This window comes from Variovorax sp. J22P240 (assembly GCF_030316855.1).
Lineage (GTDB): Bacteria > Pseudomonadota > Gammaproteobacteria > Burkholderiales > Burkholderiaceae_C > Variovorax.
The window spans coordinates 47427-72300 of record NZ_JASZYR010000019.1 but is presented as its reverse complement, the minus strand read 5'-3'; the positions used below and the strand labels follow the sequence as shown (position 1 = coordinate 72300).

Sequence of the window (24874 nt, the reverse complement as noted above, 5' to 3'; positions counted from 1 at the left end):
TTGGAAGCCCGCAGCAATGTTTTTCGGCGGAAGCCGCAGATACCTTCACTGGGCCTGCGGCTTCCTCGTTCGTGCTCCATTTACTGGCGGCTCGAACGGGAGGGCGCAAGTCCTGCCGGTTTCTTGAAAAAGGTTGCCCGGTCTTCCAACCCGTTCGAGCTGCCGCCACTGTTTGGAAGCGGGGGCGGCGGTTTCAGCAAACCGCAACCTCAGGGAGGCCAACATGGCCAAGTCAGATCGCGCGCTCGCGAGTGCATCCAGCGATTCCAAGTCCAAACGGCGCGAAGCCGTCAGACGCCGACCGGCAACAAGTCCCGCGCCTATGAAGTCAACCAAAAACAAGTCCGCCAGTGACGCAGTGCTACTCGTGGAAGACGAGTTCAACAATCTACGCGCGGCACATCGTGCGTATGACTGCGTGCAAAGCTTTTTGACGCCTCTCTACCTCCAGGAGTTAGAGGAGTTCCCCATTCAGCCCACGAGTTGCGCGCCTTGATGGAGGTGGTCAACGCGGAGATGGTGCGGCGCATGCAGATCGTGACCGAAGCGATTCAGTCAGTGCGCAAGGCGCTCCACTGAGTCCCACAGAAACCGGCCAGCGGCGCGCGCTGCGCGAAGTGCTCGCTGGTTCGCCAATTCAAGGAGCGAATGCACAATCTGGACTTCGAAAGGACGCAAGAACCTCCGATGGCCACAAGACCCACCACAGCAGCCGAGGCTCGCGCCTTGGGCCTCACGCGCTATTGGCCCGTGGAAGCTTGCCGCAACGGGCACGAAGGCGCATGGCGCAACGTAAACAATGGCGCGTGCAATGCCTGCAAGAACGAGGCAGCTGAGCGATTCCATGCCCGCAGACGTGGCGAGGATGCGCCTATTCGCGCGCGGCGGGACGGGCCCACTGGTACATTGCCAATGCCGGTTGCGCAGCCAGCGCCACCAATCCTCACGATCTCGGCGCCGCCTTTGCGCATGCGAGGAGACATCGTTGCCCGCGCGGTCGGTCGCTATGTCGCGCAGGGCGACGGCATGGCGCTGCAGTTGACAGAGAACTGCAACAAGGCTGTCTATGCGCTCACCGTCGAGGAAGAGGTGATGTACCTCGGAGTGACGCAAAGCGACTTGAAGGTGCGAACGCGCTACTACGCCAAGCCAGAGAAGGACAAGGCCGAGTCGCTCACTTACACCAACTGGAAGATCCACAGGCTCATTCGCGCCGAGATAGAGGCCGGGCATGAGGTTCTTCTGCGCGTCATTGACGTGCCATGGGCTACGTTCCAGGGGCTGGACTACTGGCCGGGCGTCGGCATCGAGCACGCGCTCATCGACGAGATGTGTCCGCCGTGGAATGGCGAGTCGAACCAGGCAACACGCAAAATGCGCCGGGCAGCACGTCTGCAGGAAGCGCAGCGCAGTGGAGGTTGAAAGCGTTCAGCGCGCGCGACCACAAGTCGTAGGTCCAACAACAAGGCAATGTTGCATGACCGCAATCAGCACCACAGCGTGAATTCACCGCGTAGCGTGAAGGGCAGCAATCGCCGCCTTCCGGACACCATGGAACTCCGCATGCAAGTACCCCACTCGAACGCGGGAAATATTGCACAGTTCCGTCACTGCTGATCACGTCTCGAATACCCGGCAAAGTTCAGTGCGCCATGATGCAAAGCTGACTACCAGAAACCCTCCATGGCCGTCCTGCTCCCAGCCCTCAGCACCTGCGTCGCCCGCATGACCTCCGGCGAGCGCCGCCTCGCCGAGCGCCTGCAGCAGAAGCTCGACGAGGACTACCTGCTGTGGTTCGACGTACCCATCGGCCCCAAGCAGTGCCATCCCGACTTCGTCGTCCTGCACCCGCGCCGTGGCCTGCTGATTCTGGAGACCAAGGACTGGCGTCTCGACACCATCCAGAAGGCCAGCCGGGGCGACTGGGTGATCGCGCCCGACGGCGTGCCCAAGAGCGTGCCCAACCCCATCGAGCAGGCGCGCCACCAGACGCTGCAGGTGGTCGATGCCCTCAAGCGCGACGCGCAACTGATCGTTCACGAAGGCAAGTGGCAAGGCATGCTCACCTTTCCGTGGAGCTACGGCGTTGTCTTCACGCGCATCACCCGCAAGCAGTTTGAAGCGGCCGGGCTCGCGAGCGCGATCGAGCCGCACCGCGTGATCTGCTCCGACGAGATGCTGGAGGACGTCGAGCCCGAGGCCTTCCAGAGCCGGCTGTGGGACATGTTCCCGCAGCTCATGCGCGGCACGCTGTCGCTGCCCCAGATCGACCGCGTGCGGTGGAACCTGTTTCCCGAAGTGCGCGTGGCCGAGCAGGGCTTGCTCTTCTCTTCTTCTCCTTTCGACGATGCGGATGAAGCGGCGTCCATCCCCGACTTCCTGCGCGTGATGGATCTGCAGCAGGAGCAATTGGCGCGCAGCCTCGGCGAAGGCCACCGCGTGATCCACGGCGTGGCCGGTTCGGGCAAGACCATGATCCTGGGCTACCGCGCGGAGTACCTGGCCAAGGCCGCGACCGACGCGGCCAAGCCGGTGCTCGTCCTTTGCTACAACGAGCCGCTGGCGGTCAAGCTGCAGGCCGTGATGCGGGCCAAGTTACTGGGGCAGCGCGTGCATGTGCGGCACTTCCACAAGTGGTGCCGCGACCAGCTGGTGGCTTTTGGTCAGCCCTTGCCGCGCAACGACCAGCCCGTGGGCGCCATGATGGAACAGATGGTGCACAACGTGATCGTCGGCGTCGAGCGGCGCATGATCCCCTCGGGCCAGTACCTAGCAGTGCTGGTCGACGAGGGCCACGATTTCGCGCCCGAATGGCTCAAGCTGGTCACGCAGATGGTCGACCCGACCACCAACAGCCTGCTGCTGCTGTACGACGATGCGCAGAGCATCTACGACAAGCGGCGCGGCAAGCCTTTCAGTTTCAAGAGCGTCGGCGTGCAGGCGCAGGGCCGCACCACCATCCTGAAGATCAACTACCGCAACACGCGGCAGATCCTGCAGAGTGCCAGTGCGATGGCGACGGAACTGCTGCGCCCGCAGGAAAAGGACGATGACGGCATCCCGCTGCTGCACCCCGTAAGCTGCGGCCGCGACGGCGCAGAGCCGATCGTCATCGACCTGCCGACCCCGCGCGAGCAAGCCGACCGCATCGCGGACCTGATGGCCAGCGCCCACAACGAAGGCTATGCCTGGGGCGACATGGCGGTGCTGTGCCGAAGCTGGGCGCTGATGGACGAATGCGCGCGGGCATTGAGCCGCCGCAGGTTGCCGCACAAGGTGCGCAAGGGCACGAACGACTTCGATCCCCTGGCCGACAACATCAAGGTGATGACCCTGCATGCGAGCAAGGGGCTGGAGTTTCCGGTCGTCGCGGTGATGGGGGCGCGGCAGGCCGTGGCGGGCGGGGCGGCCAGTGCCGCAGAGGGGAGCGATCCGCTGGAGGAGATGCGCTTGTTCTACGTCGGTGCCACACGGGCGACGGCGCGGCTTATCGTGGCCAACGCGGTGTCGCCTTGACCAAGACCTACTTGCTGATCGTTCTGCAGAACCGGAAGCCGTCGCCGGATCGCGTCGCGTCGTGGATAGGGGCGGAGGGCGAGGCCTGGATCTTCTTCGGCGAGCAGGAGATCAGCATGCTTCCGAAGTACCAGGAGCTGGGCGGGCAGGTGTCCATCGTCGACATTTCCAGGCCGGGCAAGAACTCGCTCGATTTCCATCTTGTGCTCTATCTCGGTTACCTCGTTGGTCGGCGTGAGAGCAACGCGCGATTCATGATCGTCGCCGGCGACGGTGACTATGACCCTGCGGTCGCGCATGCACGGTCGAAGGGGGTCAAGGTCGAGCGTGTGGACAGCCTGGATGTCGTTCCCGTAGCGGTCGCACCTTCACCTAAGAGCGGACCCAAGGGCGGAAAGCAGAGGTCCGTGGACGTCGCGTGCGATGGCATCCTGAAGGACATCCGCGGGTCCAGCAGGCCGCGAACCCTTGCAACCTTGAAGACACGCATCCAGTCGCGCATTGGCCAGCAGCCGGAGGCCGACAAGGTGGCTGCCGTGATCGCCAAACTGGAGGCCATGGAGGTGATCAAGGTTGTCGATGGCGCCCTGAACTACGTTCGCGTTGCGGTGGATTCCAAGGTCGCTTGAGAGCCGACCAACATTAGGGTAGAGCCGTGCGCCGACTTGGCCGATTCGTCTCGCAAATGGTCAAATGACGACGCTGCTGCGGAGGCGAAGTCGATATGGATGCCTTGTCCGAGGTCTTGAAGGTCCTGCAGTTCAACAGCGCGATCTTCTTCAATGCCAGATTCACCGCGCCCTGGTGCTTTGCTTCACCGGAAGCGGAGACCGTGGCGAGGCAGGTCAACGCAGGATCCGAGCGCCTGCTTTTCTACCATTTCTTCGTGGATGGTTCGTGCACCGTGAAGCTCGACGGCATGCCGTCGCTTCACCTGCAAGCCGGCGACATCATCCTGTTTCCGCATGGCGATGCCCACACGATGGCTTCGTCCGGAATGGACGAGCCCGGGCCGCTGCTCGATGTTCGGGGGCTGTTGCGAGAGAGGCCCGACGAACTGCAATTGGGCGGCGGCGGCGAGCCGACGCGCTTCATCTGCGGCTATCTGTCGTGCGATCCCATCCTGTGCCGGCCGGTCCTGGCGACGCTGCCCAGGGTGCTGACGGTCAGCCTCCGAAGGGACGAAAAGACCGATTGGGTGGAGCGTTCGTTCGTCTACGCGGTGGCGGAGGCCGCTTCCACGCAACCCGGTGGCGAAGGCGTGCTGGCGAAGTTGTCCGAGGTGCTGGTGGTCGAGACATTGCGCCGGTACATCTCCCAGATGTCCGAGGGCCAGACCGGTTGGCTCGCGGGCTTGCGCGATCGCGTCGTCGGCAAGTCCCTCGCGCTCATGCACGAGAACCCGGCGCATCCATGGACACTCGAAAGCCTTGCGCGCGAGGCCGGAACATCGCGTTCGGTTCTCGCCGAGAAATTCACCCACTACGTTGGGCAGCCGCCCATCCAGTATCTCGGCAAGTGGCGCATGGCGCTCGCGTCGAACCTGTTGCGGCGCAGCGCCTTGAGCATGATGCACATCGCGCTGGAAGTCGGCTATGAAACCGATACCGCCTTCAGCCGCGCCTTCAAGCGCGAGTTCGGCATGCCCCCGGCATCCTGGCGCCGCGAGCACAGCCTCCAGAGTCCGCCTGAGTTCAATGACGGAAAGCGATCAATGCAATCAGCGCACAGAAGCTGAGGAACTGAACGAAGAAGAGCGCGAAGCGCACCGACACGACGCGATCCGTCTGCGCGAAGCAGACGTGGACCAGCGACTGGGGGATCCGCGCCGCCAGGATGACCACGCACAGCGCGTCCACCGCGGGATCGGCGATGCCGAAGACGCGTAACGCAAAAACCAGCACAGCGAACACCGGCAGGTTCTCGACGCAGTTTGCGTGTGCCCGCATCGCGCGCCGGTACCAGTCCTGGCCCTCGACCTGGTCGGCCCGGAATTCACTCATTCCCGCCCGACCACTGAAAACCCGGCTCAACCGGTAGGCGCCCACGGTGGTGAGCAGGAGAACGAGGGTCCAGGCGGCGAAACCCAGCAGCATCAACTCGGGCAGCATGATCTCGGTCTCCTGGTGCGCACCACCGTGGGCAAGGCGATTCCCTACTGGAGGGTCGCCATGGGCGAGCGGTCGGGCATCGCATAGAGCAGGGGCTGGAGCGCATTCGTCACCCGGGCAGTCTGCGTGTCATCGAGAACGCCGAAGAGGATCTTCTGGAAGCGCGGCCCCATCACGCCCGACACGATGTACTGCCAGCGATACGCCTTCAGGATGCCCTCGCCGATGGCGTTGCGTTCCGCATAGGCGTAGCGCCTGCCCGCGATCGATTCGAAGTAGGTCGCATCGGCGCGCGCCTGAGCCTGGAGAATGCCGTCGACCGCCACGACCAGGTCGATCAGGTCGCCGACGGCCGCGTCGCGCTCGGCGGTGTTCAGGCGTGCGTCCTCGCGGAGGAACTCGAGCTCGTCCAGCACCGCATGCTGCGACTCCTCCTTCCAGTGAGCCAGGAAGACGTCCTTCCACAGCTCGCACAGGTCGTCCCGCGGCTCGATGCTGGCGCGATAGTGGGCCAGCGTGAAAAGCTCGATGTCCAGCGTGAGCGCAAGGACCGACCAATTGCTCTTGCTCAGCACGGCGGTTGCGACGGCGTTGGGTTCGGCCGTTGCCATGTAGCCCGCCGGCATGTCGGCGGCCATCATCGCTTCCATGCGCCGGAACAGCTCCTGGTGCTTCAGCTCCTCGTCGGCCATGCGGACCAGGGCCTCCAGGGCCACCTGGTCCCCGAGCGCGTGCTGCCGGCTGATCTCGAGCATCTTGGCGCCGATGAATCGCTCCACCAGCCCGAAGATGTAGGCGTAGCTTCGACCCTGCACCTGGCTCAGCAGGCGCTGGTCGTCGGACGTCAGGAAATCCAACTCGTTCACCAGTGACAGGCCGGCCGGCAGGAAGGTCTTGTCGAGATCGAATCGCCGGTGGCGGATGACGTCGATGTCGATATCCCAGCGGATGCGTTTGGAATTCGCGATGACCTTCGAGTACTGGTTCGCGGAGGGAGCGCTGTGCATGATGGCCTCTTTCGATGTTCGTTGAAGGAGTGGTCATGATCGAAGCGGGAGGCGAATCGAGTCGGGCCATGCGTCCGCGAATCTTGCCCGGTGATCCGATTCACAATGGTCCCGCAAGGAGCCCACCATGTCCAAACTTCGCGTCCAAAGCTTCGGCGTCTCCCTCGACGGCTACGGCGCCGGCCCGAATCAAGGTCTCCAGAACCCGCTCGGCGTCCGCGGCATCGAGCTGATGGATTGGTTCGTCCACACCCGCCTTTGGCGCAACATGTACGGCCAGGGCGAGGCCGAGACGGGCGTCGACAACCGCATGGCGGAGCAGGGCTTCGACGGCATTGGCGCCTGGATCCTTGGGCGCAACATGTTCGGCCCGGTTCGTGGCCCGTGGCCGGACGAGAGCTGGAAGGGCTGGTGGGGCGACGAGCCTCCGTATCACACCCCCGTGTTCGTGCTCACGCACCATGCGCGTGCGCCGCTGGCGATGGCCGGCGGGACGGAGTTCCGCTTCGTCACCGAAGGCATACATGCAGCCCTGGAGCAGGCGAAGGCAGCGGCGGGTGGCGGCGACGTGCGCCTCGGCGGTGGTGTGTCGACGGTGCGTCAGTACCTGAGCGCGGGGCTGATCGACGAACTGCATCTGGCCGTGCGGCCCGTGCTGCTCGGGGCAGGGGAGCATCTCTTCCAGGGGCTCGACCTGCCGGCCTTGGGCTACGAATGCGGGGAGAGCGTTGCCGGCGAACGCGCGACGCACGTGTTCTTGCGCAGGCGTCCGTGAGCGGACGGGCGCCGAGCGACAATCCGCTCATGAATTTTGGAAGAATCCTCGTCCCCGTCGGCGGACTGATCCTGCTCGGCGTGGCCTACCGCAGCTACGGCTGGGCCGGCGTGGCGCTTGTCGGCGGCGCGATCGTCATGTTCCTGCTGCTGCATTTCAACCGCGCGATGCAAGTGTTGAAGCGTGCCGCCGACAGGCCCATGGGCACCGTCGCGAGCGCGGTGATGCTCAATGCCAAGTTGAAGCCCAAGGTCAATCTGCTGCACGTGGTCGCCATGACGCGCGCGCTCGGCGAGCTTCGCACGCCCGAGAACACGCAACCCGAAGTCTTCCGCTGGACCGATGCCGGCGGCTCGTGGGTCGATGCGACTTTCGTCGGCGGAAAGCTCACCGAGTGGACGCTGGTGCGGCCTCAGCAGCCCGAGGACGACGCACCCCGGACCGATGAGTCGAGCGCCGACGCCATCAAACCGGGTGCGACCGACGCGTTGCGGCCTCCGGTCTAGAACGGCGCCGATTCGTCGGCCAACGCCTCTTCGGCATCGGACTTCGGCTGCGCGGCTGCCGCAGCGGCAGGCGTCGCATCGGCCGATGCCGTGCCCAGGCGCATTTCGCCGCCCAGCGCTTCCAGCAGTTCCGGCACGAGCTGGCCCAGTTCGCCGGTCGCGATCGCGGCATCCGCGTCGAAGTTGTCTTCCTTGCCGCCTGAAGAAGAAGCCGGCGCGTCGTCCAGCGTGCCTTCGAGGAACACGATCTTGCGGATCTGCAGGCCTTCGGTCAGTTCGAAGGACACGCGGTCGTCCCACGTCATGGCGAGGCGGGTCGGGCGCTTGCCGTCGGCGATGTGCTGGCGCACCTCCTCGATGTCGAGAGGGTGCTTGGCGTAGCGCACCACGGCCTTCGATTCGTCGCTGGCCTTGAGTTCGCATTCGCGGTCGATGGTGAAGCCGGCGGGCGGCTCCTGGCTCGACAGCCACTCCGACATGGCGACGGCCGGCTCGACCTGGGTATTGACGAGCGAGACGGCAAAGCCGTCGAGCGCCTTCACCAGGTTGGTGACGACTTCGTCGGCGCGTGCCGCGTTGCTGGAGTTGACGACGAGCCGGCGTGCGGCCGGGTCGATCCACACCGCGACGCGCGCGTGGCGGGTGAAGGCCAAGGGCAGCAGTTCGAGGGTGATGTCCTCCTTGAGCTCCTTCTTTTCCTTCTTGCCGGGCTTGCGGCCCGTGGTGGCCTCGATCTGCGCGGCGCGTTCGTCGACCTTGCGGCGCACGACAGAGGCCGGCAGGGCCTTGGTCTCGACCATGAATTCGAGCAGCCACTGGCCGCCGATGGATTCGGCGAGCGGGCCGTGCTCCTGGCCGCGCGGTTCGACCCAGCCGGCGGACTTTTCCTGCGAGGGGCTGCATGGGACGAAGCGCTGCGTGCCGAGGCCCTGCTCGACCTGGTCGAGCGACTGCGACCACGTCGCTTCGATGCGGTAGACGATGACGTTCTTGAAGACGGACACTGAAACCCTTTGATGGCTGATTGGCAAAGCTGTGCATTGTCGGTGCGGCGGAAACGGGCGCCGCCGTAAAATCGAAAGCTTTTGCGACATACCAACGCCTGAGGACCAAGAACATGAGCGCGCTGCCCCCCGCACTGGACGATCGTGACGGCAAGATCTGGATGGATGGTGATCTCGTGGACTGGCGCGAAGCCAAGATCCACGTGCTGACCCACACGCTGCACTACGGCTGCGGCGTTTTCGAGGGCGTCCGCGCCTACAACACGGTCAATGGCACCGCGATCTTCCGGCTGGCGGAGCACACCGAGCGGCTCTTCAACAGCGCCAAGATCCTGCGCATGAAGATCCCGTTCTCGCCCGAGCAGCTCAACGAGGCGCAGAAACAGGTGGTGCGCGAGAACAAGCTCGACAGCTGCTACCTGCGCCCGCTGGTGTGGATCGGCTCCGAGAAGCTCGGCGTCAGCCCCAAGGGCAACAAGATTCACGCGATGGTCGCTGCCTGGTCCTGGGGCGCCTACCTCGGCGATGAAGGCATGAAGCGCGGCATCCGCGTCAAGACATCGAGTTTCACGCGCCATCACGTCAACATCACGATGACGCAGGCCAAGGCGGTGAGCAACTACAGCAACTCGATCCTCGCAAACATGGAAGCGCTGGACGACGGCTACGACGAGGCCCTGCTGCTCGATTCGAGCGGTTTCGTCTCCGAAGGCGCGGGCGAGAACGTGTTCGTGGTCAAGGGCGGCGTGGTCTACACGCCCGACCTCTCGGCCGGCGCGCTCAACGGCATCACGCGCAACACCATCCTGCACATCTGCAAGGACCTCGGCATCGAAGTCGTGCAGAAGCGCATCACGCGCGACGAGATCTACATCGCCGACGAAGCCTTCTTCACCGGCACGGCGGCCGAAGTCACGCCGATCCGCGAACTCGACCGCGTCGAGATCGGCATCGGATCGCGCGGCCCCGTCACCGAGAAGATCCAGAACGCGTTCTTCGACATCGTGAACGGACGCAATCCCAAGTACGCCCACTGGCTCACGAAGGTCTGAAGGCCATGTCTAAATCCGTCATCGAACTGCTCGCCAAGGACCTGAACGACCAGGGCGGCGTTTTCTGTCCGAACCTCAAGGCCGACATGCCGTTGTGGAGCGCGCACCCGAAGGTCTATCTGGACGTGGCGCGCACCGGCGAAGCCAAGTGCCCGTATTGCGGCACTGTGTACCGCCTCAAAGCGGGCGAGGCGGTGGGTCACCACCACTGAGAACGCGCACTTCGCGGCGCGGCACTAGGCCGCGCCACGAGTCGCCCGGCTCCTGCGCCAGCCGCAGGTAGACCATCCCCACCCACAGGATCGCGAGCCCGATCTGTGCGTCGCGCAGCGCGGAGTTCACCATGGTGGCGATCAGCACGATCAGCGTCGCGACGAACGCGTAGCGCCCGGCCATGTCGTCCCGCTTCCACGCCACCCAGACGCTCACGAGGATGATCGCCAGCAGGCTGAGCGCGCCGGGTACGCCGCTCTGTGCGCCCATCCACAGGAAGTCGTTGTGCGGCATGTTCTTGTAGTCCAGCAGCTTCGGCCCGCGCAGGTGCCACTGCTCGGTCCAGCCGCCGATGCCCCAGCCCGCGAAGGGCCTGTCGATGATCATCCGGGCGGTGTCGCGGTACATGTAATAGCGCACCACCCAACTGGCTTCCGAGATCTCGCCCGCCTGCGCCGCCTCGATCTCCTGGATGCCGACCGTGAACTTCTGCTGCACCACGGGTGAGTTCCACAGCCCGGCCGCGGCGACCACGCCACCCACCATCAGCACCACCGCCAGCACCTTGAGTTGCCGGCGCCATTGGTGCACACAGGCGGCGGGGATCGCGAGCAGCAGCGCCAGCAGCGAGGTGCGCGAGGGCAGCGTGAAGGTGATGATCGCGATCACCACCGGAATCAGCGCGAAGGCCGCGATGGCCCGCCCGGGGCGATGCTCGGAGAGCTCCTTGAGGCCGTACACCGCGGCGGTCGCGGCCATGATGGTGAACAGCAGCGCATTGCTGATCGACTTGTTGCCGATCAGGATCAGCACGCCGCGCCACGGCTCCAGCATCGGGAAGCCGACCGTGTAGTACAGCGCGATCATGACGATGTTGACGAGCCCCATGATCCAGAAACCGCGCACGGCCCAGATCGCCTCATCGCGCGTGAGCGCCAGCGCCATCAGCACGGTCGCCGCGATCCGCAGCCCGTGGAACAGGTTCGACCCCGTCTCGGGGTAGTAGGGGCCGAGCGCTAGGATGACCAGCGTCCACGCTACATAGGCCACGACGGGCCACCACATCGGGTTGTTGCGCAGGCGGATGGCCCGCTCGCGCCAACCGCCGGAAGCCACCAGCGTGATCAGCATCAGCACGGCTGCAAAGTACGTGACGCCGACCGGCATGAACACCGTCAGCCCCCAAAACATAGCCGCAGGGCTGACAAGGTTCGATCTCGACATGGCCGGAATTTTAGTGGCGCGCCCCGCGGTGTTCCGTTCGTGGAACACCGCGGGGAGGGCGTCAGTGCGGCAATGTGATGACGAAGCTCGCACCGCCGCCGGCTCGGTCTTCGCAGCGCACGCTGCCGCCGTGACGTTCGGTAATCGACTTCACCAGCGCCAGGCCGAGGCCCACGCCGCCGTTGCGTTCGCTTGCGCCGGGCAGGCGATAGAAGGGCTCGAAGATGCGATCGCGCAGTGCGGCGGGGACGCCGGGCCCACGGTCGCTCACGCGGATCTCCGCGGCGCCCCCGCGGCTCGCCAGTTCCACGCTGGTTTCACCCGCACCGTAGCGGCGCGCGTTCTCCAGCAGGTTGCGAATCGCGCGCCGCAGCAGGCGCGGCACACCGCGCACGGTCAACGCGTCGCTGTGGGTGCCTTCGCTGACTTCCAGGTCGGCATCGACACGCGCGCACTCCTCGGCCGCCAGGCCCGTGAGGTCGACAGTCTCGACCGTGCCCATGTCGGCTTCCTTCGCGTCCAGCCGGCTCGCGAGCAGGATCTCGTCGATCAGTTGGTCGAGCTCGCCGATGTTGCGCGAGATCTCCTCGCGCGCGCCGGGGCTGGGCCGGTCGCCCATCAGCTCCAGGCCCATGCGGATGCGCGTGAGCGGGGAGCGCAGTTCGTGCGAGGCATTGGCGAGCAGCGACTTGTGCGATTGCACCAGCTCCTCGATGCGCGCCGCCGCGGCGTTGAAGCCGTTGGAGAGATCTGCCACTTCGTCCTGACCCTCTTCAGCGACGCGCGCCGACAGGTCGCCCTCGCCCCAGCGCTGCACGCCCCGCTGCAGGGCTTCGAGCCGCTTGGTCAGCCGGCGCACGATCGGATAGACGCCCAGCGCGACGGCGACGCCCACGAGCGCCACCATCCAGCCCAGCCCGAAGGGCGTGCGCCAGGGCGCCATGCCGCCGCCCGGCGGACGTTCGCGCGGCGCCACCTGCAGCGAGAGGGAGCGTCCATCGTTCAGCGTGACGTCGAATTCAAGGCCCTGGCCCGGCACGCGCATCGCCTTGCCGTGGCCGATCGGCTGGTCCTTGCCGTCGAGCACGACCACTTCGCGCGGCACGGGGGCCAGTCGCTCCCGCTCGTTCTCGGCGGCTTCGCGCACGATCCAGTTGGCCGTCAACGTGAGGATGAAGACGCCCGCGACCACCGCCAGCCAGATGCGGACATAGAGGTGCCGCCTGTAGAGCTTGAGGAGCATCGCGTCAGTCTTGCTGCTTGGCGAACACGTAGCCCACGCCGCGCACCGTCAGGATGCGCTTGGGGTTCTTGGCGTCGACCTCGATCGCGGCGCGGATGCGACCCATGTGAACGTCGATCGAGCGGTCGAAGGCTTCGAGCTCGCGGCCGCGCACGGCTTCCATGATCTGGTCGCGCGTGAGCACGCGGCCGGCGCGTTCGGCCATCGCGACCAGCAGGTCGAACTGGTAGGAGGTCAGGTCCGCCGGCTCGCCGCCGACGGTGACCGTGCGCGCGTTGCGGTCGATTTCCAGCGATCCGAAGCGCAGCACGGACGGCGCGCTCGCATCGGCCGCGGTCTCGCCGCGCCGGCGCAGCACCGCGCGAATGCGGGCGAGCAACTCGCGCGGCTCGAAAGGCTTGGGCAGGTAGTCGTCAGCGCCGATTTCGAGACCGATGATGCGGTCCATCGGGTCGCCCTTGGCGGTGAGCATCAGCACCGACACCTTGGCGAGGCCATTGGGCAGCGCGCGGATACGGCGGCAGACCTCCAGGCCGTCGGTGTCCGGCAGCATCAGGTCGAGGATGACGAGGTCGGGCGAACGCTGTTGCAGCTGCTCCAGCCCGCTGGCGCCATCGGCCGCGTGGGTGAAGCCGAAGCCGGATTGCGTCAGGTATTCGCCGACCATCTGCGCGAGGCGGATGTCGTCTTCGATCATCAGGAGTTGGGGGGTGCTCATGGGTTGTCCTTCGCGTTGAGCGCAGCGTATGGAGGTTCTCCCCGCGGCGCCAAGCAGGCTTGAACGCTACGTAAAGTTGGGTAAACGTCACCGTTGCCTTTTTTTTTATCCCGGCTCGAAAAGCATGGTTTCGCGCTGGGCGTCTGGATGGGGCTGGGCTGCCTTTTCGGCCAGCACGGCGCCAAGTTCGCCGGCCGCCAGCGTGGGATTGTCGTGCCTCGCGCGTTCGAGGATTTCCACCGCCAGCGCGCGCAGCCTTTCCGCCGAAGCCCGCATGCGGGCCTTGAAGGCGTCGTCGTCGAGCCGGTCATTCAGGCTGCGATTGAGTTCGGCAAACCAGGGCAGGGCCGCCTGGTCGAGCATCACCGGCCGGTTGCGCCGGCGGCTGACGCCGGACCACGCGCGCAGAAAGTCCTGCACCGCGAAGTTGAGGCGCTGGCAATCCTGCAGCTCCTCGCGCAGGCTGCCCAGCACCGCCAGGTCGGTGAGCCGCTGCTGGAAGAAGATCTGCGACAGCACGCCCCAGTAGTAGGTGTAATCCCAGATCACCTTGATCGGCAGCACCTCCGGATCGCCGAAGAGCTGGTACTGGTCGGTGTAGAGCGCGAGCGTGCTTTCGTAGAACGAGTGGTAGATCTGGTCGTAGAGCTGCGCCCGCGCCTCCAGGGCGTGTCCGGCGCGGTCGTGCGCGATCAGGTCGGTGATGTAGGTATTCCCCACCGCGATGAAATCGCTGCCCGGCGAGTAGAAGGGATCGAGGAAAAGTCCCGCCTCCCCGGTCAGTGCCCAGCGCTGGCCCGAGAACACCTGCTTGCACCCGTACGAGAAGTCGCGGAAGAAAGCAAAGTCCTGCAGCAGGTGGCGCTTGCCATCGAGGTCATCGTAGAGGCGAGGCTGCCAGGTCCGGAACCACTGCATCGCCTTGTCGAAGGTGTCCATCGTGTCGAGCGGGTGCAGGCGCGGGTCGGCCACGATACCGACCGAATGCGACCCCGACGCGAGCGGAATCAGCCAGACCCAGTAGCCCGCGCCGACCAGGTGATTGGTCGAGAGCCAGCGCGCCCGGGGCTCGCAGCGCGCGCGCCATGCCGGGTCGTCGGACCAGTCGTCGATGGTGATGCGCTCGCTGACCCGGAACCACACCGCGTTGCAGTGATGCGCATTGGGCTGCGCGAGCCCGAGCTTGCGCTTGAGCATGCCGGCGCGTCCGCAGGCGTCGATCAGCCAGCGGGCATGCACGATGTGCGTCCCGCCGTCCTGCGACCATTCGATGCGATGCGGCTGGCGCGCGTCGTCGGCCAGCTCGATCACGCGCACCATCGCACTGTCGACGAAGCGCACGCCATTGCGCGCGGCCTCCTCGGCCAGGTAGTTCTCGAAGATGCCGCGGTCGATCTGGTAGCTCGGCACCGAGAGATAGCGGCTGGCGCCGATCTCCATCACCTGGTCGATGTCGCGGCGGCCTTCGCTGAAGAAGAAGCGGAAACCGAACTTGCGCAGTTGGGCGCCATGCATGTGCGGCTGGAGGCCGAGCACCGTGTCGAAGTAATGGGCACCGATTTCGACCGACGACTCGCCCACCTTGTGCGTTGCGTGCGGCACCGGATGCGCGCGGCGCTCCAGCACCACGATGTCGATGTCGGCGAAGCGCTGCTTGAGCTGCAGCGCGAGGGTGAGCCCCGCGAGTCCTCCGCCCATGATCACGACATCGTGCTGGTGGAGGATCGCGGTCATGGCTTCAACTCTGCGCTTCGAGCTGCAGTTCGGGTTGCAGGGCCAACTGCAATGACAGCGCGGCCGACAGCGGCAGCGCGAGCGATTCGGCCTTGCCGCGTGCGAGCGCCTCGAAGAGGGGCAGCGCGTCGGCCATCGCATTGACCCTCAGTGCGCGCGCGGCATCCGAACGGAGAGCCGGCGGTAGCGAAGCGCCTGCCGAGAGCGACCATTCGAATGCCGCGACCGTGCGCTCGGTGCGCTTCGGCGAGATCACCAGCGCGACGGCCAGCAGGTCGCGGCTCGTCGTGATCGACGCGAGCGCGCCCACGGCGGGCATGTCGTAGCCGGCCAGGAGCACGGCACGTTGATCGGCCGCGCATTGCGCCGCGGCTTCGAGCAGGCCCGAAGCGAAGGTTCTCTCGAAGGCCGTCAGCGAGTTGCTTGCCGCCATGCAGCCGGTGCCGATGGTCCAGTAGCCTACGGCCGCGTTGTGGACCGAGTTGTGGAACTTGATCGGCGACAGCAGCTTCGGATCGCTCGCCAGCGTGCTGCACATGTAGTCGTTGATGCCGAGATCGCCATGCGCCGAAGCGAATACGCACGGCAGGTCCGCAGCATTGCGGCCCGAGGCAGCGACCGCGGCGGCTGCGACTTCCAGCGCCAGCGCCACCGTGTCGGGCGCGCGGCGCCGTTCGGCGGGCGCGAGCACTTGCGGCGATGGGCGCTTGGCCGGCGGATCGGACGGCGCGGCTTCGCCACGGAACACGGCGCTCGCGAGTTCCCATCCGGGCAAGCTGGGCGCCCAAAAAGCGGGGCCTTCGATGTAGAGGGTCGGTGTCTTGTGTGCTGCGCTCATGCTGCGGCTCCCTTGCCGAAGACCAGCGAGCAGTTGTTGCCGCCGAAGCCGAAGGAATTGCTCAGCGCATAGCGCACCTCGCCGCGAGCGGGCTGCAGCTTGATCTGCGGCCCGCAGTCGGCGTCGAGCGTGGTGGTGTTGACGGTGCCCGGCTTCAGGCCGGTTTCGATCGCCAGCAGGCTGATGACCGCCTCGACGATGCCTGCGGCACCCAGCGTGTGGCCCGTGAAGCCCTTGGTCGAGCTGGCATGGGTCGTCTCGGGGAAGCGCCGCGCCACCAGCGCGCCTTCGACTTCGTCGTTCTTCGTGCTGGCGGTGCCGTGCATGTTGATGTAGTCGATGGCGTCCGTGTTCAGGCCGGCGCGTGCGAGCGCGTCGTCCATGGCCTTTTCGGCGCCCAGGCCCTCGGGGTGGGGCGTCGACATGTGGTGCGCGTCGCTCGCCTCGCCGTAGCCCAGCAGTTCGAGCTTGCCGGGGCCGCGCTCGACCAGCGCGAAGCCGGCGGCCTCGCCCAGGCTGATGCCGTTGCGGCCGGCGTCGAAGGGCCGGCAGGGTTCGGGCGACACCAGTTCGAGCGAATTGAATCCGAACAGCACGCTGCCGCACAGCGTGTCGACGCCGCCGACCACGGCCGCATCGACCAGGCCCAGGCGGATCAGCCGCTCCGCCGACGCAAACACCTTGGCGCTCGATGAGCAGGCGGTCGAGATCGTCTCGGCCGGCCCTTCGAGGCCCAGCGCTTCCTGAACGAACATCGTGAGCGAATGGGGCGTGTGGACCTTGGGGCGCCTCTGGTCGACGGGGAATGCGCCGTCGTCGAGCCGGGTGTAGGCCTCCTCGGTCTCGCCAATGCTCGACGTCGAGGTACCGAGGATCAGCGCAATGCGCGCCGGGCCGTAGCGCTTGCGCGCGGCAGCCACCGCTTCCATGAAGCCGTCGGCCTGCAGGCCGAGCCATGCCAGCCGGTTGTTGCGGCAATCCCAGCTCGCCAGCGACTCCGGCAGCCGGAGTTCTTCAAGGCCGTCGACGCGCCCGATCCACGTCGGCAGCGGCGTCGGGCCGAAGTCATTGGCGCGCAGGCCGCTGCGCGACTGTTCGAGTGCCGAGAGGAGGGCGGTCTTGCCCACACCGACCGACGAGGTCGCGGTGAAGGCGCTGATCTGCAGGGGGGGTATGCGTGAAGGTGACACGGTGGAGGCCGGATGGATAAATGACGGTAGCGTGCAAAACATCACAGCGTACCAGCCAGCCGAACCGGTCCGCGTCGGCCAATGTCCCGGTTCGTCGCGAGGTGGGCCTGCGACGCAAGGGCCATGCGCCCTTGCGGAAGGCTCAGGGCAGGGCGCTCAGATGGGCCTGGGCGGCCGTCGCGAGCTTCTGGTCGAAGGTCGCCAGCGGCGCCTTGATCTCCGCCGCGAGCCAGAGGTAGGCCGCGTCGTAGGCCGACAGTGCATAGCGGGCCGCCAGCTGGTACTGCGCGGCCGGATCGACCGGATGCAATTCAAGGTCGTACTCGGCATAGTCGGCCAGCGCCAGCGCGAGGGAATCCGAAGGCCAATCCTGTCGCCGTTTCTTGAGTGCCACGCTGACGATCTCGTGATCGAGCAGGTTCGGCGCATGGAGGCTGAAGCCGACGAGCCGTGCCAAGGCTTCGTCGCGCGTGGGTTCATCAAACAGGATGGCGCTCAGGGCGCTGCAGTCCACCACCAGTGGCGGGCGCATTCGGTACGACGCCGGCGGTTCGGCGACGAAGAGCGGGCTCGGTGCGCCGCTCACCGCGCGTCCCGGTCCGCGCGGATGATGTCGACGGCGTTCGGGCCGGACCCGATGGGCTGTGGAAAGCGGACGCGATGCTCGGCGGCGATCTGTTCGATCGATTTGGAGCCGCGCCGGGTGACGGGGCGGCGGCCCGGGGCGACATCCGAACCTTCGACACTGATGGCCACAGGCAGGGCGGGTGCGGCCGCCGCGCCGGTTTCGTAGGCCGCCTGCTCGATGATGGCCATCAACTCACCTTGCAACGACCGGTGATTGCGCGCCGCGCGCTGCCGGAGTCGTTCAGCCAGATGCTCCGGCACGTCTTTCACGGATAGATTGGCCATGACGCCTCCAAAATGGAGCCATTATGGCGCCATTTCAGAAGGCGCAGTGCTGGAGGCTGGAGCTGTCACCTTGCCATTGCCGGTCGTTCGCGACGCTAGCGCCACCAGCACCAACACCGGCACGCCCAGCGCCGCAGTCCCGACAAAGAACGCGTGGTACCCGTAGAGGTCCACGAACTTGCCTGAGTAGCCCGCAATGAACTTCGGCAGCAGCAGCATCAGCGAGCTGAACAGCGCGTACTGCGTGGCCGAATAGGTGATGTTGGTCAGGCTCGACAGGTAGGCGATGAACGCCGCGGACGCAATGCCCCCGGCCAGGTTGTCGGCCGACACCACCAGCACCAGTGCGGTCAGGTCGTGGCCGCGCGTCGCCAGGCCGGCGAAGAGCAGGTTGCTCGCCGCGCTCAGCACGGCGCCCAGCATCAGCACCCGCATCACGCCGAGCCGCATCGACAGCACGCCGCCGACGAAGGCGCCGAGCAGCGTCATGATCACGCCGTAGATCTTGCTGACCGTCGCGACCTCGTCCTTGGTGAAGCCCATGTCGACGTAGAACGGGTTGGCCATGATGCCCATCACCACGTCGCTGATCCGGTAGACGGCAATCAACGACAGGATGAGCACGGCCTGCCACTGGTAGCGGCGGATGAAGTCGGCGAAGGGTTCGATCAGCACGCTCTGCAGCCAGGCGCCCACCGTCTTGGGCTGGGGCAGGGCGACGCGCGCGGGCTCAGGCGACAGCAGCACCGTGAGCACGCCCACCGCCATCGACGCCGCCATCACGAGGTAGGCGGTCTTCCACGCGTTGTCCTGGTAGCCAGCGAGGCCGGGCAGTTCGGCCCAGGCTGCAACCCAGAGGACGCCGGCGCCGGCCCAGATCATCGCGAGCCGGTAACCCGTCTGGTAGGCGGCGGCCAACGCGGCCTGCTTGCGCGCGGCGGCGGATTCGATGCGGAAGGCGTCGAGCGCGATGTCCTGCGTGGCGGACCCGAAAGCGACCAGCAAGGCGCACCAGACCAGCGGCGGCAGTCCGTCGCGCGGGTCGTTGAAGGCCATGCCGGCGAGTCCCGCGATGACGCCCAGTTGAGCCAGCAGCAGCCAGCCGCGCCGGCGCCCGAGCAGCGTGGTCAGCGGCGGAATCGGAAGCCGGTCCACCAGCGGTGCCCAGACCCACTTGAAGCCGTAGGCGAGCCCCACCCAGCTCAGGAAGCCGATCGTCGTGCGATCGACTCCCGCCTCGCGCAGCCGGAAGCTCAGCGTGCCGAGCACCAGCAGCAGCGGCAGCCCAGCGGAAAAGCCCAGCGCCAGCATGCGCAGCGTCGCAGGTTCGAGGTAGACCTTGAGCGCGTCGCGCCAGGGCAGGGAAGGTGGGGCTTCGTCAGCCGATGGTGCGGGCATTGAGCAAGTGTCGTTGGGGGCTCCTTATTATTCCCCCATGTGTTTGCTCTGCGAGTTTCATTCCGGTCCCCCGCACGGTCGACGTGCATTCCTGCTGGCGGCGGGCACCTTCGTGGCCGCGCCCGCACTGGCGCAGGTCGACGTCGGCGAGGCGTCGATGGCGCGCAACATCGTCCCTGCGGAGAACATCGAGCAGGCCGGTGTCCAGCAATATCACCAGCTCCTGGCGCAGGCCCGGGCCAAGGGCGCACTCGCTCCCGACAGCAGTGCCCCATTGCAGCGCCTGCGTGCCATTGCCAGGAAGATCATTCCCTTCACCGCCCAGTGGAACCCGCGCGCCGCGTCCTGGAAGTGGGAAGTCAACCTGATCGGCAGCAAGCAGATCAATGCCTTCTGCATGCCGGGCGGCAAGATCGCTTTCTTCACCGGCATCCTCGATCGGTTGAAGCTCACCGACGACGAAATCGCGATGGTCATGGGCCACGAGATGGCGCATGCACTGCGCGAGCATGCGCGGGCGCGGCTTGCGAAGAACGCGGGGACGGGGGCGGTGCTGTCGATCACCGCCCAGTTGCTCGGCCTGGGCCAGGCCGGCGACCTGGCGGCCCGGGCCGGCACCCAGCTCATCACGCTGAAGTTCAGCCGCAGCGATGAGACCGACGCTGACCTGGTCGGCCTTGAACTGGCGGCGCGTGCGGGCTACGACCCGAGGGCTTCGGTGTCGCTGTGGACCAAGATGGCGAAGGCGTCGAAGAGCGAGGGCGCGCTTGGTTTCCTCTCGACGCATCCGAGCGGGCCGGACCGGATCAAGGTGCTGCAGGCGAACGTGCCGAAGGTGGAAGGCCTGTACCAGGCCAGCCGGCGCGGCTGACGCGTCCTGGCGGCCCGAACGCGCGGGCGCCGTCGATCACGAACTTGCTGGACCCGACGGTTGAAGCCGTTGGCACACCCTTTGCATGTCATCTTGTACACAAGACAGGATGCTTGATGATGGTGCATGAAAGGGGCGTGTCCGAGAACGGGCCCGGGACTTCGTTGAAGGCGCTGGCTGCGGCGGCGTGGATCGCCCGGCTGGACTCACCGCTGCGTGGCGCCGGCGAAGGGCCGCTCGCGGGTCTTCGCTTTGCCGCCAAGGACAACATCGACGTCGCCGGTGTGCCCACCACCGCGGCCTGCCCTGCCTTCGCGCGCACGCCGACCGTGCATGCGCACGTGGTGCACCGGCTGCTCGATGCCGGTGCGGATCTGCTGGGCAAGACCAATCTGGACCAGTTCGCCTGCGGCCTCAACGGCACGCGTTCACCTTATGGCGCGGTGCCGAACAGCTTCGATGCGCGCTATGTGTCGGGCGGATCGAGTTCGGGTTCGGCCTATGCGGTGGCGACGGGACAGGTCGATTTCGCGCTGGGCACGGACACGGCGGGCTCAGGCCGTGTGCCCGCGGGGCTCAACAACATCGTCGGCATCAAGCCGTCGCGCGGATTGCTCAGCGCGCGCGGCGTGGTGCCGGCCGCGCAGAGCGTAGATTGCGTGTCGATCTTCGCGCGCACTGTGGGCGTGGCCGCCCGCGTGCTGCACGCCGCAATGGGCTTCGACGCCGAAGACCCGTACTCGCGCAGCCTCTCGCTCGCGACGCAGACCTTCCCCGCGAGCTTCCGCTTCGGCGTGCCGACGGCGCTGCGCTTCTTTGGCGACAGCCAGTCGACCGCTGCCTTCGACCGCGCCATCGAGCAGATGAAGGCGCTTGGCGGCACACCGGTCGCGATCGACTACGCGCCGCTGGCCGAGGCCGCCGCGCTGCTCTACGACAGTGCGCTCGTCGCAGAGCGCTACGCGGCCGTGCGCGAGTTCTTCGACGCGCATGAAGCCGAAGTGGTCGAGCCCGTACGCGGCATCCTCGCGAAGGGCCGCGACTACAGCGCGGCCGACTTCGTCGACGCGCGCGTCAAGCTGCAAGCGCTCGGCCAGCGCGCCGCGGCCATGTGGGGCGACATCGACCTCCTGCTGGTGCCGACCGCGCCCACGCACTACACGATCGAGTCCATGCAGGCGGACCCGGTCGCGCTCAACCGGAATCTCGGCGAGTACACGAACTTCGTGAACCTGCTCGACTACGCCGCCATCTCGGTGCCGGCCAGCCTGCGCGAGGATGGGCTGCCTTTCGGCATCACGCTGATCGGCCGCTGCGGCAGCGACTTCCAGTTGGCCGAACTCGGGCAGCGTTTTCACCACGCGACCGGGCTGCCGCTCGGCGCGACGGATGCGCCGATGCCCGCCCCCGAAACACTACCGGGCATGGCGCCCGCGCAGACGGTCAAGGTCGCCGTCGTCGGCGCGCATCTCTCGGGCATGCCGCTCAACTCGCAGTTGACCGAGCGCGGCGCACGGCTCCTGGCCGCGACGCACACCGCGCCGTTGTATCGCCTCTACGCCTTGCCCGGCACCGTGCCGCCCAAACCCGGCCTGCTACGGGTGCAGCCCGGCGAGGGCTCTGCCATCGCGCTGGAAATCTGGGAGATGCCGATGGCGCACTACGGCAGCTTCGTTGCGCTCATTCCCGCGCCGCTGGGCATCGGCAGCCTCACGCTGGCCGACGGCAGCAGCGTGCAGGGCTTCCTGTGCGAAGCGCTCGCGGTGGCGGGTGCCGACGACATCACGCACCTTGGCGGATGGCGGGCCTACATCGCCTCGCGTGCCGCGGTCGCGGCCTGAATCCGTTCAAGAACTGTCACATCACAAACCTTCCGGAGTATTCAATGGCCTTCAAACACACGTTGCCTTCCATCGCCGAACCGGCTTCACGGCGCCAGGTGCTGCAGGCGGGCGCGGCCGGCCTTGCCGTGCTCGCGGCACCGGCGCTCGTGCGTGCCCAGGCGGCGACCAAGATCCGCATCGGCTACTGGCCCATTGCTGCGGGGCTGCCTTTCTACGCGGCTGTGGAGCAAGGCTTCTTCAAGACCGCCGGCCTCGACGTCGAGGTGCAGCGCTTCGCCGGTGCTCAACAGATCATGGAAGCCATGCTGTCCGAACGCTGCGACGGCAGCGCGAACGGCACGGGCTCGGCCAACATCGCGATCGGCGAGATCGCCGCACCCGGAAGCTTCAAGATCTTCTGCTCGAACCCGAGCAACGCGAAGAACGTGCTCGACCAGATGCTGGTGCCGACGGCCAGCACCGCGAAGACCATGGCCGACCTCAAGGGCAAGCGCGTCGCGTCCGGCCCAGGCATCCAGAACGTGACCTTGGCCAAGACCGTGCTGGAGCGCGGCGGCGCGACCGGCGCCACGGTCGTCGAATTACCGATCGGCCAACACGTGGCCTCGCTCGCCGCCGGGCAGGTCGACGGCTGCTACACGCTGGAGCCGACCGGAACGATCGGCCGCCTCAACGGCAGCACGCGCGTGCTGGAAGCGGGGGTGATCGCCAAGTACGTGCTGGGCGATCCGATGGCGCCGTGGTTCGGAGGCTCGGCTTCGCTGACGTCGGCGTTCATCAAGAAGAACCCCGATGCGGCGAAGAAATTCATCACGGCGTACGGCCAGGGCGTGGCCTTCGTTCGCAACAAGCCGACCGAAGCGCGCCAGTACCTCAAGGGCTATACCGCCATCGAAGGTCCGCTCACCGGCGAGGTGCCGCTGGCGGCCTACACCATGTACAACGAGTTCACGCCGGCCGACGTCGCGTACTTCCAGAAGTTCTTCGACCTGTTCTCGGAAAAAGGCATCTTCTCGTCGCGACTGATGGTCGACTCGATGCTCTACAAGGGGTGATGACATGAGCACCCCTGCACCAACGGGCGCGGCACCATGGGCGCCGCCGGCCACTCCCAAGGCGGCCGCGCCGCCGCGCGAATCGCATTGGGTCAAGGCGCTGCCCTTCATCGGCCCGCTGGTGCTCTTCATCATCTGGGACCTGGCCGTGCGGCTGGGCTTCATCAAGGCGATCCTGCTGCCGATGCCTGCGGACACCATCGGCACGCTGCTGTCGGGCCTGGCGGGCGGACCGCTGCTGACCGACTTCGCGGTGACCGTCTGGCGCACTCTGCAGGCCTTCCTGATCGCGGCCATCGTCGGCGTGCCGCTGGGCGTGCTTCTCGGCAGCAACGAGAAGGCCTATCGCAGCGTCGAATTCCTGATCGACTTCTTCCGCTCGACGCCGTCGTCCGCGCTCATTCCGCTGTTCCTGATGATCTTCGGCGTGTCGGACGTCAACAAGGTCGCCATCGCCGCCTTCGGCGCGCTGCTCATCGTGGTGTTCAACAGCGCCTACGGCGTGATGAACGCGCGCAAGCAGCGCGTGATGGCCGCCAAGGTGATGGGCGCATCGCGCTGGCAGATCTTTCGTGACGTGCTGGTGTGGGAAAGCCTGCAGCCGAGCTTCGTCGGGCTGCGCTCGGCGGTGTCGATGGCGCTGGTGATCGTGATCGTGGCCGAGATGTTCATCGGCTCCGACAGCGGCCTCGGCCACCGCATCATCAACTCGCAGCAGGTGATGAACGTGAAGGACATGTACGCGTCGATCCTCGCCGCGGGCGCGTTGGGCTATGCGCTCAACATCCTCTTCCTGGTGGCCGAGCGCCGCATCGTGCACTGGAGCGGACGATGAGAACCGTCGACAACGTGATCAACGGGCCCGTCTATGCCGACGTGCCCAAGCCCGTCTTCACGCCCGGCCCGGCCGGCACGCACATCACCATCCGCGGGCTCACCAAGTACTTCGCCGGCTGGCCGCTGTACGAGAACTTCGACCTCGACATCCCCAAGCAGAAGATCGTCTCGGTCTTCGGGCCCAACGGCTGCGGCAAGTCGACGCTGATCAACATGATCGCCGGGCTGATCCCCATCGATTCGGGTGAGATCCTGTTCGACGGCAAGTCGCTCAAGGACACCAAGATCGGCTACGTGTTCCAGAACTACCGCGAGGCGATGTTCCCGTGGATGCGCACCATCGACAACATCGCCTATCCGCTGAAGCTCGAAGGCCGGTCCAAGGCGGAAGTGGACCGACGGATGCAGGAACTGGTGGCCTCGTTCGACGTCAAGTTCGACCTCAAGCGGTATCCCTACGAGCTGTCGGGCGGGCAGCAGCAGACCGCTTCGATCATGCGGGCGTTGGCGCCGAACCCCGAGGTGCTCTTCCTCGACGAGCCCTTCTCGGCGCTCGATTTCGAAATGACGCTCTTCATCCGCGAGAAACTGCAGGAGGTGTTCATGCAGACCGGCACGACGATGCTGTTGGTCTCGCACGATCTCGAGGAGGCCGTGTACCTGGCCGACCAGGTGCTGCTGCTGACCAAGCGGCCGACCAAGGTCGCGGAGATCCTGGACTACGGCGACGCGCGTCCCCGTACGCTCGAGACGCTGAGCTCGGCCAGCTTCGTGAGCATGAAGAAGCTCAGCCTGGAAATCTTCCAGCGCGAAGTGCGCCGATAGA

General features: G+C 66.3%; 25 protein-coding genes. 13 read left to right on the top strand and 12 right to left on the bottom strand.

Annotation, left to right across the window (positions count from 1 at the left end):
* Positions 1 to 648: 648 nt before the first annotated feature.
* The 4 genes from QTI24_RS28150 (at position 649) to QTI24_RS28135 (ending at position 5254) form a co-directional block, all read left to right on the top strand.
* A complete protein-coding gene (locus tag QTI24_RS28150) occupies positions 649 to 1422 on the top strand; it encodes a GIY-YIG nuclease family protein (protein ID WP_286604946.1) in 774 nt (257 codons plus the stop codon).
* 261 nt (positions 1423 to 1683) lie between these two features.
* Entirely contained in the window at positions 1684 to 3516 is a 1833-nt protein-coding gene (locus QTI24_RS28145) for a 3'-5' exonuclease (RefSeq protein WP_286604944.1), read from the top strand.
* A complete protein-coding gene (locus tag QTI24_RS28140) occupies positions 3513 to 4145 on the top strand; it encodes a PIN domain-containing protein (protein ID WP_286604943.1) in 633 nt (210 codons plus the stop codon). The genes QTI24_RS28145 and QTI24_RS28140 overlap by 4 nt, the downstream gene beginning before the upstream one ends.
* 95 nt (positions 4146 to 4240) lie before the next feature.
* The gene (locus QTI24_RS28135; protein ID WP_286604942.1) at positions 4241 to 5254 is read left to right on the top strand and encodes an AraC family transcriptional regulator; all 1014 of its coding nucleotides are present in this window, start codon (positions 4241 to 4243) and stop codon (positions 5252 to 5254) included.
* On the opposite strand, the gene QTI24_RS28130 is transcribed toward QTI24_RS28135, so the two are convergent.
* On the bottom strand, positions 5211 to 5627 hold the full coding sequence (locus QTI24_RS28130; protein ID WP_286604940.1) for an MAPEG family protein: 417 nt from the start codon (positions 5625 to 5627) through the stop codon (positions 5211 to 5213). The two genes, QTI24_RS28135 and QTI24_RS28130, sit on opposite strands and share 44 nt — an antisense overlap.
* 44 nt (positions 5628 to 5671) lie before the next feature.
* The gene (locus QTI24_RS28125) at positions 5672 to 6634 is read right to left on the bottom strand and encodes a hypothetical protein (protein WP_286604939.1); all 963 of its coding nucleotides are present in this window, start codon (positions 6632 to 6634) and stop codon (positions 5672 to 5674) included.
* Positions 6635 to 6761: 127 nt separating this feature from the next.
* Between QTI24_RS28125 and QTI24_RS28120 the strand changes: the two genes are divergently transcribed.
* Both QTI24_RS28120 and QTI24_RS28115 read left to right on the top strand, forming a co-directional pair.
* The gene (locus QTI24_RS28120; protein ID WP_286604938.1) at positions 6762 to 7409 is read left to right on the top strand and encodes a dihydrofolate reductase family protein; all 648 of its coding nucleotides are present in this window, start codon (positions 6762 to 6764) and stop codon (positions 7407 to 7409) included.
* 29 nt (positions 7410 to 7438) lie between these two features.
* Positions 7439 to 7915 (top strand): glycerate kinase, encoded by a 477-nt coding sequence (locus QTI24_RS28115; protein WP_286604936.1) that lies wholly within the window; start codon positions 7439 to 7441, stop codon positions 7913 to 7915.
* On the opposite strand, the gene QTI24_RS28110 is transcribed toward QTI24_RS28115, so the two are convergent.
* Complete coding sequence (locus tag QTI24_RS28110) at positions 7912 to 8919, bottom strand: recombination-associated protein RdgC (protein ID WP_286604934.1); 1008 nt, start codon at positions 8917 to 8919, stop codon at positions 7912 to 7914. The genes QTI24_RS28115 and QTI24_RS28110 overlap by 4 nt on opposite strands.
* A 113-nt stretch (positions 8920 to 9032) precedes the next feature.
* Between QTI24_RS28110 and QTI24_RS28105 the strand changes: the two genes are divergently transcribed.
* Both QTI24_RS28105 and QTI24_RS28100 read left to right on the top strand, forming a co-directional pair.
* Positions 9033 to 9971 (top strand): branched-chain amino acid transaminase, encoded by a 939-nt coding sequence (locus tag QTI24_RS28105; protein WP_286604932.1) that lies wholly within the window; start codon positions 9033 to 9035, stop codon positions 9969 to 9971.
* A 5-nt stretch (positions 9972 to 9976) separates the two neighbouring features.
* A complete protein-coding gene (locus QTI24_RS28100; protein WP_286604930.1) occupies positions 9977 to 10183 on the top strand; it encodes a zinc-finger domain-containing protein in 207 nt (68 codons plus the stop codon).
* On the opposite strand, the gene QTI24_RS28095 is transcribed toward QTI24_RS28100, so the two are convergent.
* The 9 genes from QTI24_RS28095 to QTI24_RS28055 form a co-directional block, all read right to left on the bottom strand.
* Positions 10149 to 11408 carry an O-antigen ligase family protein gene (locus tag QTI24_RS28095; protein WP_286604928.1) on the bottom strand — a complete coding sequence of 420 codons (1260 nt, stop codon included), beginning with the start codon at positions 11406 to 11408 and terminating at the stop codon, positions 10149 to 10151. The genes QTI24_RS28100 and QTI24_RS28095 overlap by 35 nt on opposite strands.
* Before the next feature lie 61 nt (positions 11409 to 11469).
* On the bottom strand, positions 11470 to 12651 hold the full coding sequence (locus QTI24_RS28090) for an ATP-binding protein (RefSeq protein WP_286604927.1): 1182 nt from the start codon (positions 12649 to 12651) through the stop codon (positions 11470 to 11472).
* A 4-nt stretch (positions 12652 to 12655) separates the two neighbouring features.
* The gene (locus tag QTI24_RS28085) at positions 12656 to 13369 is read right to left on the bottom strand and encodes a response regulator (protein ID WP_286604926.1); all 714 of its coding nucleotides are present in this window, start codon (positions 13367 to 13369) and stop codon (positions 12656 to 12658) included.
* Between the two features lie 105 nt (positions 13370 to 13474).
* Positions 13475 to 15103 carry an NAD(P)/FAD-dependent oxidoreductase gene (locus tag QTI24_RS28080; RefSeq protein ID WP_286604925.1) on the bottom strand — a complete coding sequence of 543 codons (1629 nt, stop codon included), beginning with the start codon at positions 15101 to 15103 and terminating at the stop codon, positions 13475 to 13477.
* Between the two features lie 4 nt (positions 15104 to 15107).
* A complete protein-coding gene (locus tag QTI24_RS28075; RefSeq protein WP_286604924.1) occupies positions 15108 to 15941 on the bottom strand; it encodes a beta-ketoacyl synthase chain length factor in 834 nt (277 codons plus the stop codon).
* Positions 15938 to 17173 carry a beta-ketoacyl-[acyl-carrier-protein] synthase family protein gene (locus QTI24_RS28070; protein ID WP_503011323.1) on the bottom strand — a complete coding sequence of 412 codons (1236 nt, stop codon included), beginning with the start codon at positions 17171 to 17173 and terminating at the stop codon, positions 15938 to 15940. The genes QTI24_RS28075 and QTI24_RS28070 overlap by 4 nt, the downstream gene beginning before the upstream one ends.
* A 100-nt stretch (positions 17174 to 17273) precedes the next feature.
* Entirely contained in the window at positions 17274 to 17663 is a 390-nt protein-coding gene (locus QTI24_RS28065) for a type II toxin-antitoxin system VapC family toxin (protein ID WP_286604920.1), read from the bottom strand.
* A gap of 50 nt (positions 17664 to 17713) precedes the next feature.
* On the bottom strand, positions 17714 to 18043 hold the full coding sequence (locus QTI24_RS28060) for a FitA-like ribbon-helix-helix domain-containing protein (protein WP_286604919.1): 330 nt from the start codon (positions 18041 to 18043) through the stop codon (positions 17714 to 17716).
* A gap of 21 nt (positions 18044 to 18064) precedes the next feature.
* Positions 18065 to 19441, bottom strand: coding sequence for an AmpG family muropeptide MFS transporter (locus QTI24_RS28055; RefSeq protein ID WP_286604918.1), 1377 nt, complete (start codon positions 19439 to 19441; stop codon positions 18065 to 18067).
* A gap of 37 nt (positions 19442 to 19478) precedes the next feature.
* Between QTI24_RS28055 and QTI24_RS28050 the strand changes: the two genes are divergently transcribed.
* From QTI24_RS28050 to QTI24_RS28030, 5 genes are all read left to right on the top strand, one after another.
* Positions 19479 to 20312, top strand: a complete 834-nt coding sequence (locus QTI24_RS28050) for a M48 family metallopeptidase (protein WP_286604917.1) — start codon at positions 19479 to 19481, stop codon at positions 20310 to 20312.
* A gap of 116 nt (positions 20313 to 20428) precedes the next feature.
* Positions 20429 to 22153: an allophanate hydrolase gene (gene atzF / locus QTI24_RS28045; protein WP_286604916.1), complete on the top strand. Its 1725-nt coding sequence runs from the start codon at positions 20429 to 20431 to the stop codon at positions 22151 to 22153.
* Between the two features lie 44 nt (positions 22154 to 22197).
* On the top strand, positions 22198 to 23211 hold the full coding sequence (locus QTI24_RS28040) for an ABC transporter substrate-binding protein (protein ID WP_286604915.1): 1014 nt from the start codon (positions 22198 to 22200) through the stop codon (positions 23209 to 23211).
* Between the two features lie 4 nt (positions 23212 to 23215).
* A complete protein-coding gene (locus tag QTI24_RS28035; protein ID WP_286604914.1) occupies positions 23216 to 24046 on the top strand; it encodes an ABC transporter permease in 831 nt (276 codons plus the stop codon).
* Entirely contained in the window at positions 24043 to 24873 is an 831-nt protein-coding gene (locus tag QTI24_RS28030; RefSeq protein WP_286604913.1) for an ABC transporter ATP-binding protein, read from the top strand. Before QTI24_RS28035 ends, QTI24_RS28030 begins: the two co-directional genes overlap by 4 nt.
* Position 24874 lies beyond the last annotated feature (1 nt).

Bases quoted from the DNA above. Each gene is read 5' to 3' on its own strand.
- atzF (WP_286604916.1), top strand. From the start codon at position 20,429: ATGATGGTGCATGAAAGGGGCGTGTCCGAGAACGGGCCCGGGACTTCG.
- QTI24_RS28065 (WP_286604920.1), bottom strand. From the start codon at position 17,663: ATGCGCCCGCCACTGGTGGTGGACTGCAGCGCCCTGAGCGCCATCCTG.
- QTI24_RS28085 (WP_286604926.1), bottom strand. From the start codon at position 13,369: ATGAGCACCCCCCAACTCCTGATGATCGAAGACGACATCCGCCTCGCG.
- QTI24_RS28115 (WP_286604936.1), top strand. From the start codon at position 7,439: ATGAATTTTGGAAGAATCCTCGTCCCCGTCGGCGGACTGATCCTGCTC.
- QTI24_RS28125 (WP_286604939.1), bottom strand. From the start codon at position 6,634: ATGCACAGCGCTCCCTCCGCGAACCAGTACTCGAAGGTCATCGCGAAT.
- QTI24_RS28030 (WP_286604913.1), top strand. From the start codon at position 24,043: ATGAGAACCGTCGACAACGTGATCAACGGGCCCGTCTATGCCGACGTG.
- QTI24_RS28040 (WP_286604915.1), top strand. From the start codon at position 22,198: ATGGCCTTCAAACACACGTTGCCTTCCATCGCCGAACCGGCTTCACGG.
- QTI24_RS28095 (WP_286604928.1), bottom strand. From the start codon at position 11,408: ATGTCGAGATCGAACCTTGTCAGCCCTGCGGCTATGTTTTGGGGGCTG.
- QTI24_RS28035 (WP_286604914.1), top strand. From the start codon at position 23,216: ATGAGCACCCCTGCACCAACGGGCGCGGCACCATGGGCGCCGCCGGCC.
- QTI24_RS28145 (WP_286604944.1), top strand. From the start codon at position 1,684: ATGGCCGTCCTGCTCCCAGCCCTCAGCACCTGCGTCGCCCGCATGACC.
- QTI24_RS28100 (WP_286604930.1), top strand. From the start codon at position 9,977: ATGTCTAAATCCGTCATCGAACTGCTCGCCAAGGACCTGAACGACCAG.
- QTI24_RS28130 (WP_286604940.1), bottom strand. From the start codon at position 5,627: ATGCTGCCCGAGTTGATGCTGCTGGGTTTCGCCGCCTGGACCCTCGTT.
- QTI24_RS28135 (WP_286604942.1), top strand. From the start codon at position 4,241: ATGGATGCCTTGTCCGAGGTCTTGAAGGTCCTGCAGTTCAACAGCGCG.
- QTI24_RS28075 (WP_286604924.1), bottom strand. From the start codon at position 15,941: ATGAGCGCAGCACACAAGACACCGACCCTCTACATCGAAGGCCCCGCT.
- QTI24_RS28150 (WP_286604946.1), top strand. From the start codon at position 649: ATGCACAATCTGGACTTCGAAAGGACGCAAGAACCTCCGATGGCCACA.
- QTI24_RS28090 (WP_286604927.1), bottom strand. From the start codon at position 12,651: ATGCTCCTCAAGCTCTACAGGCGGCACCTCTATGTCCGCATCTGGCTG.
- QTI24_RS28055 (WP_286604918.1), bottom strand. From the start codon at position 19,441: ATGCCCGCACCATCGGCTGACGAAGCCCCACCTTCCCTGCCCTGGCGC.
- QTI24_RS28070 (WP_503011323.1), bottom strand. From the start codon at position 17,173: ATGTTTTGCACGCTACCGTCATTTATCCATCCGGCCTCCACCGTGTCA.
- QTI24_RS28080 (WP_286604925.1), bottom strand. From the start codon at position 15,103: ATGACCGCGATCCTCCACCAGCACGATGTCGTGATCATGGGCGGAGGA.
- QTI24_RS28120 (WP_286604938.1), top strand. From the start codon at position 6,762: ATGTCCAAACTTCGCGTCCAAAGCTTCGGCGTCTCCCTCGACGGCTAC.
- QTI24_RS28105 (WP_286604932.1), top strand. From the start codon at position 9,033: ATGAGCGCGCTGCCCCCCGCACTGGACGATCGTGACGGCAAGATCTGG.
- QTI24_RS28050 (WP_286604917.1), top strand. From the start codon at position 19,479: ATGTGTTTGCTCTGCGAGTTTCATTCCGGTCCCCCGCACGGTCGACGT.
- QTI24_RS28060 (WP_286604919.1), bottom strand. From the start codon at position 18,043: ATGGCCAATCTATCCGTGAAAGACGTGCCGGAGCATCTGGCTGAACGA.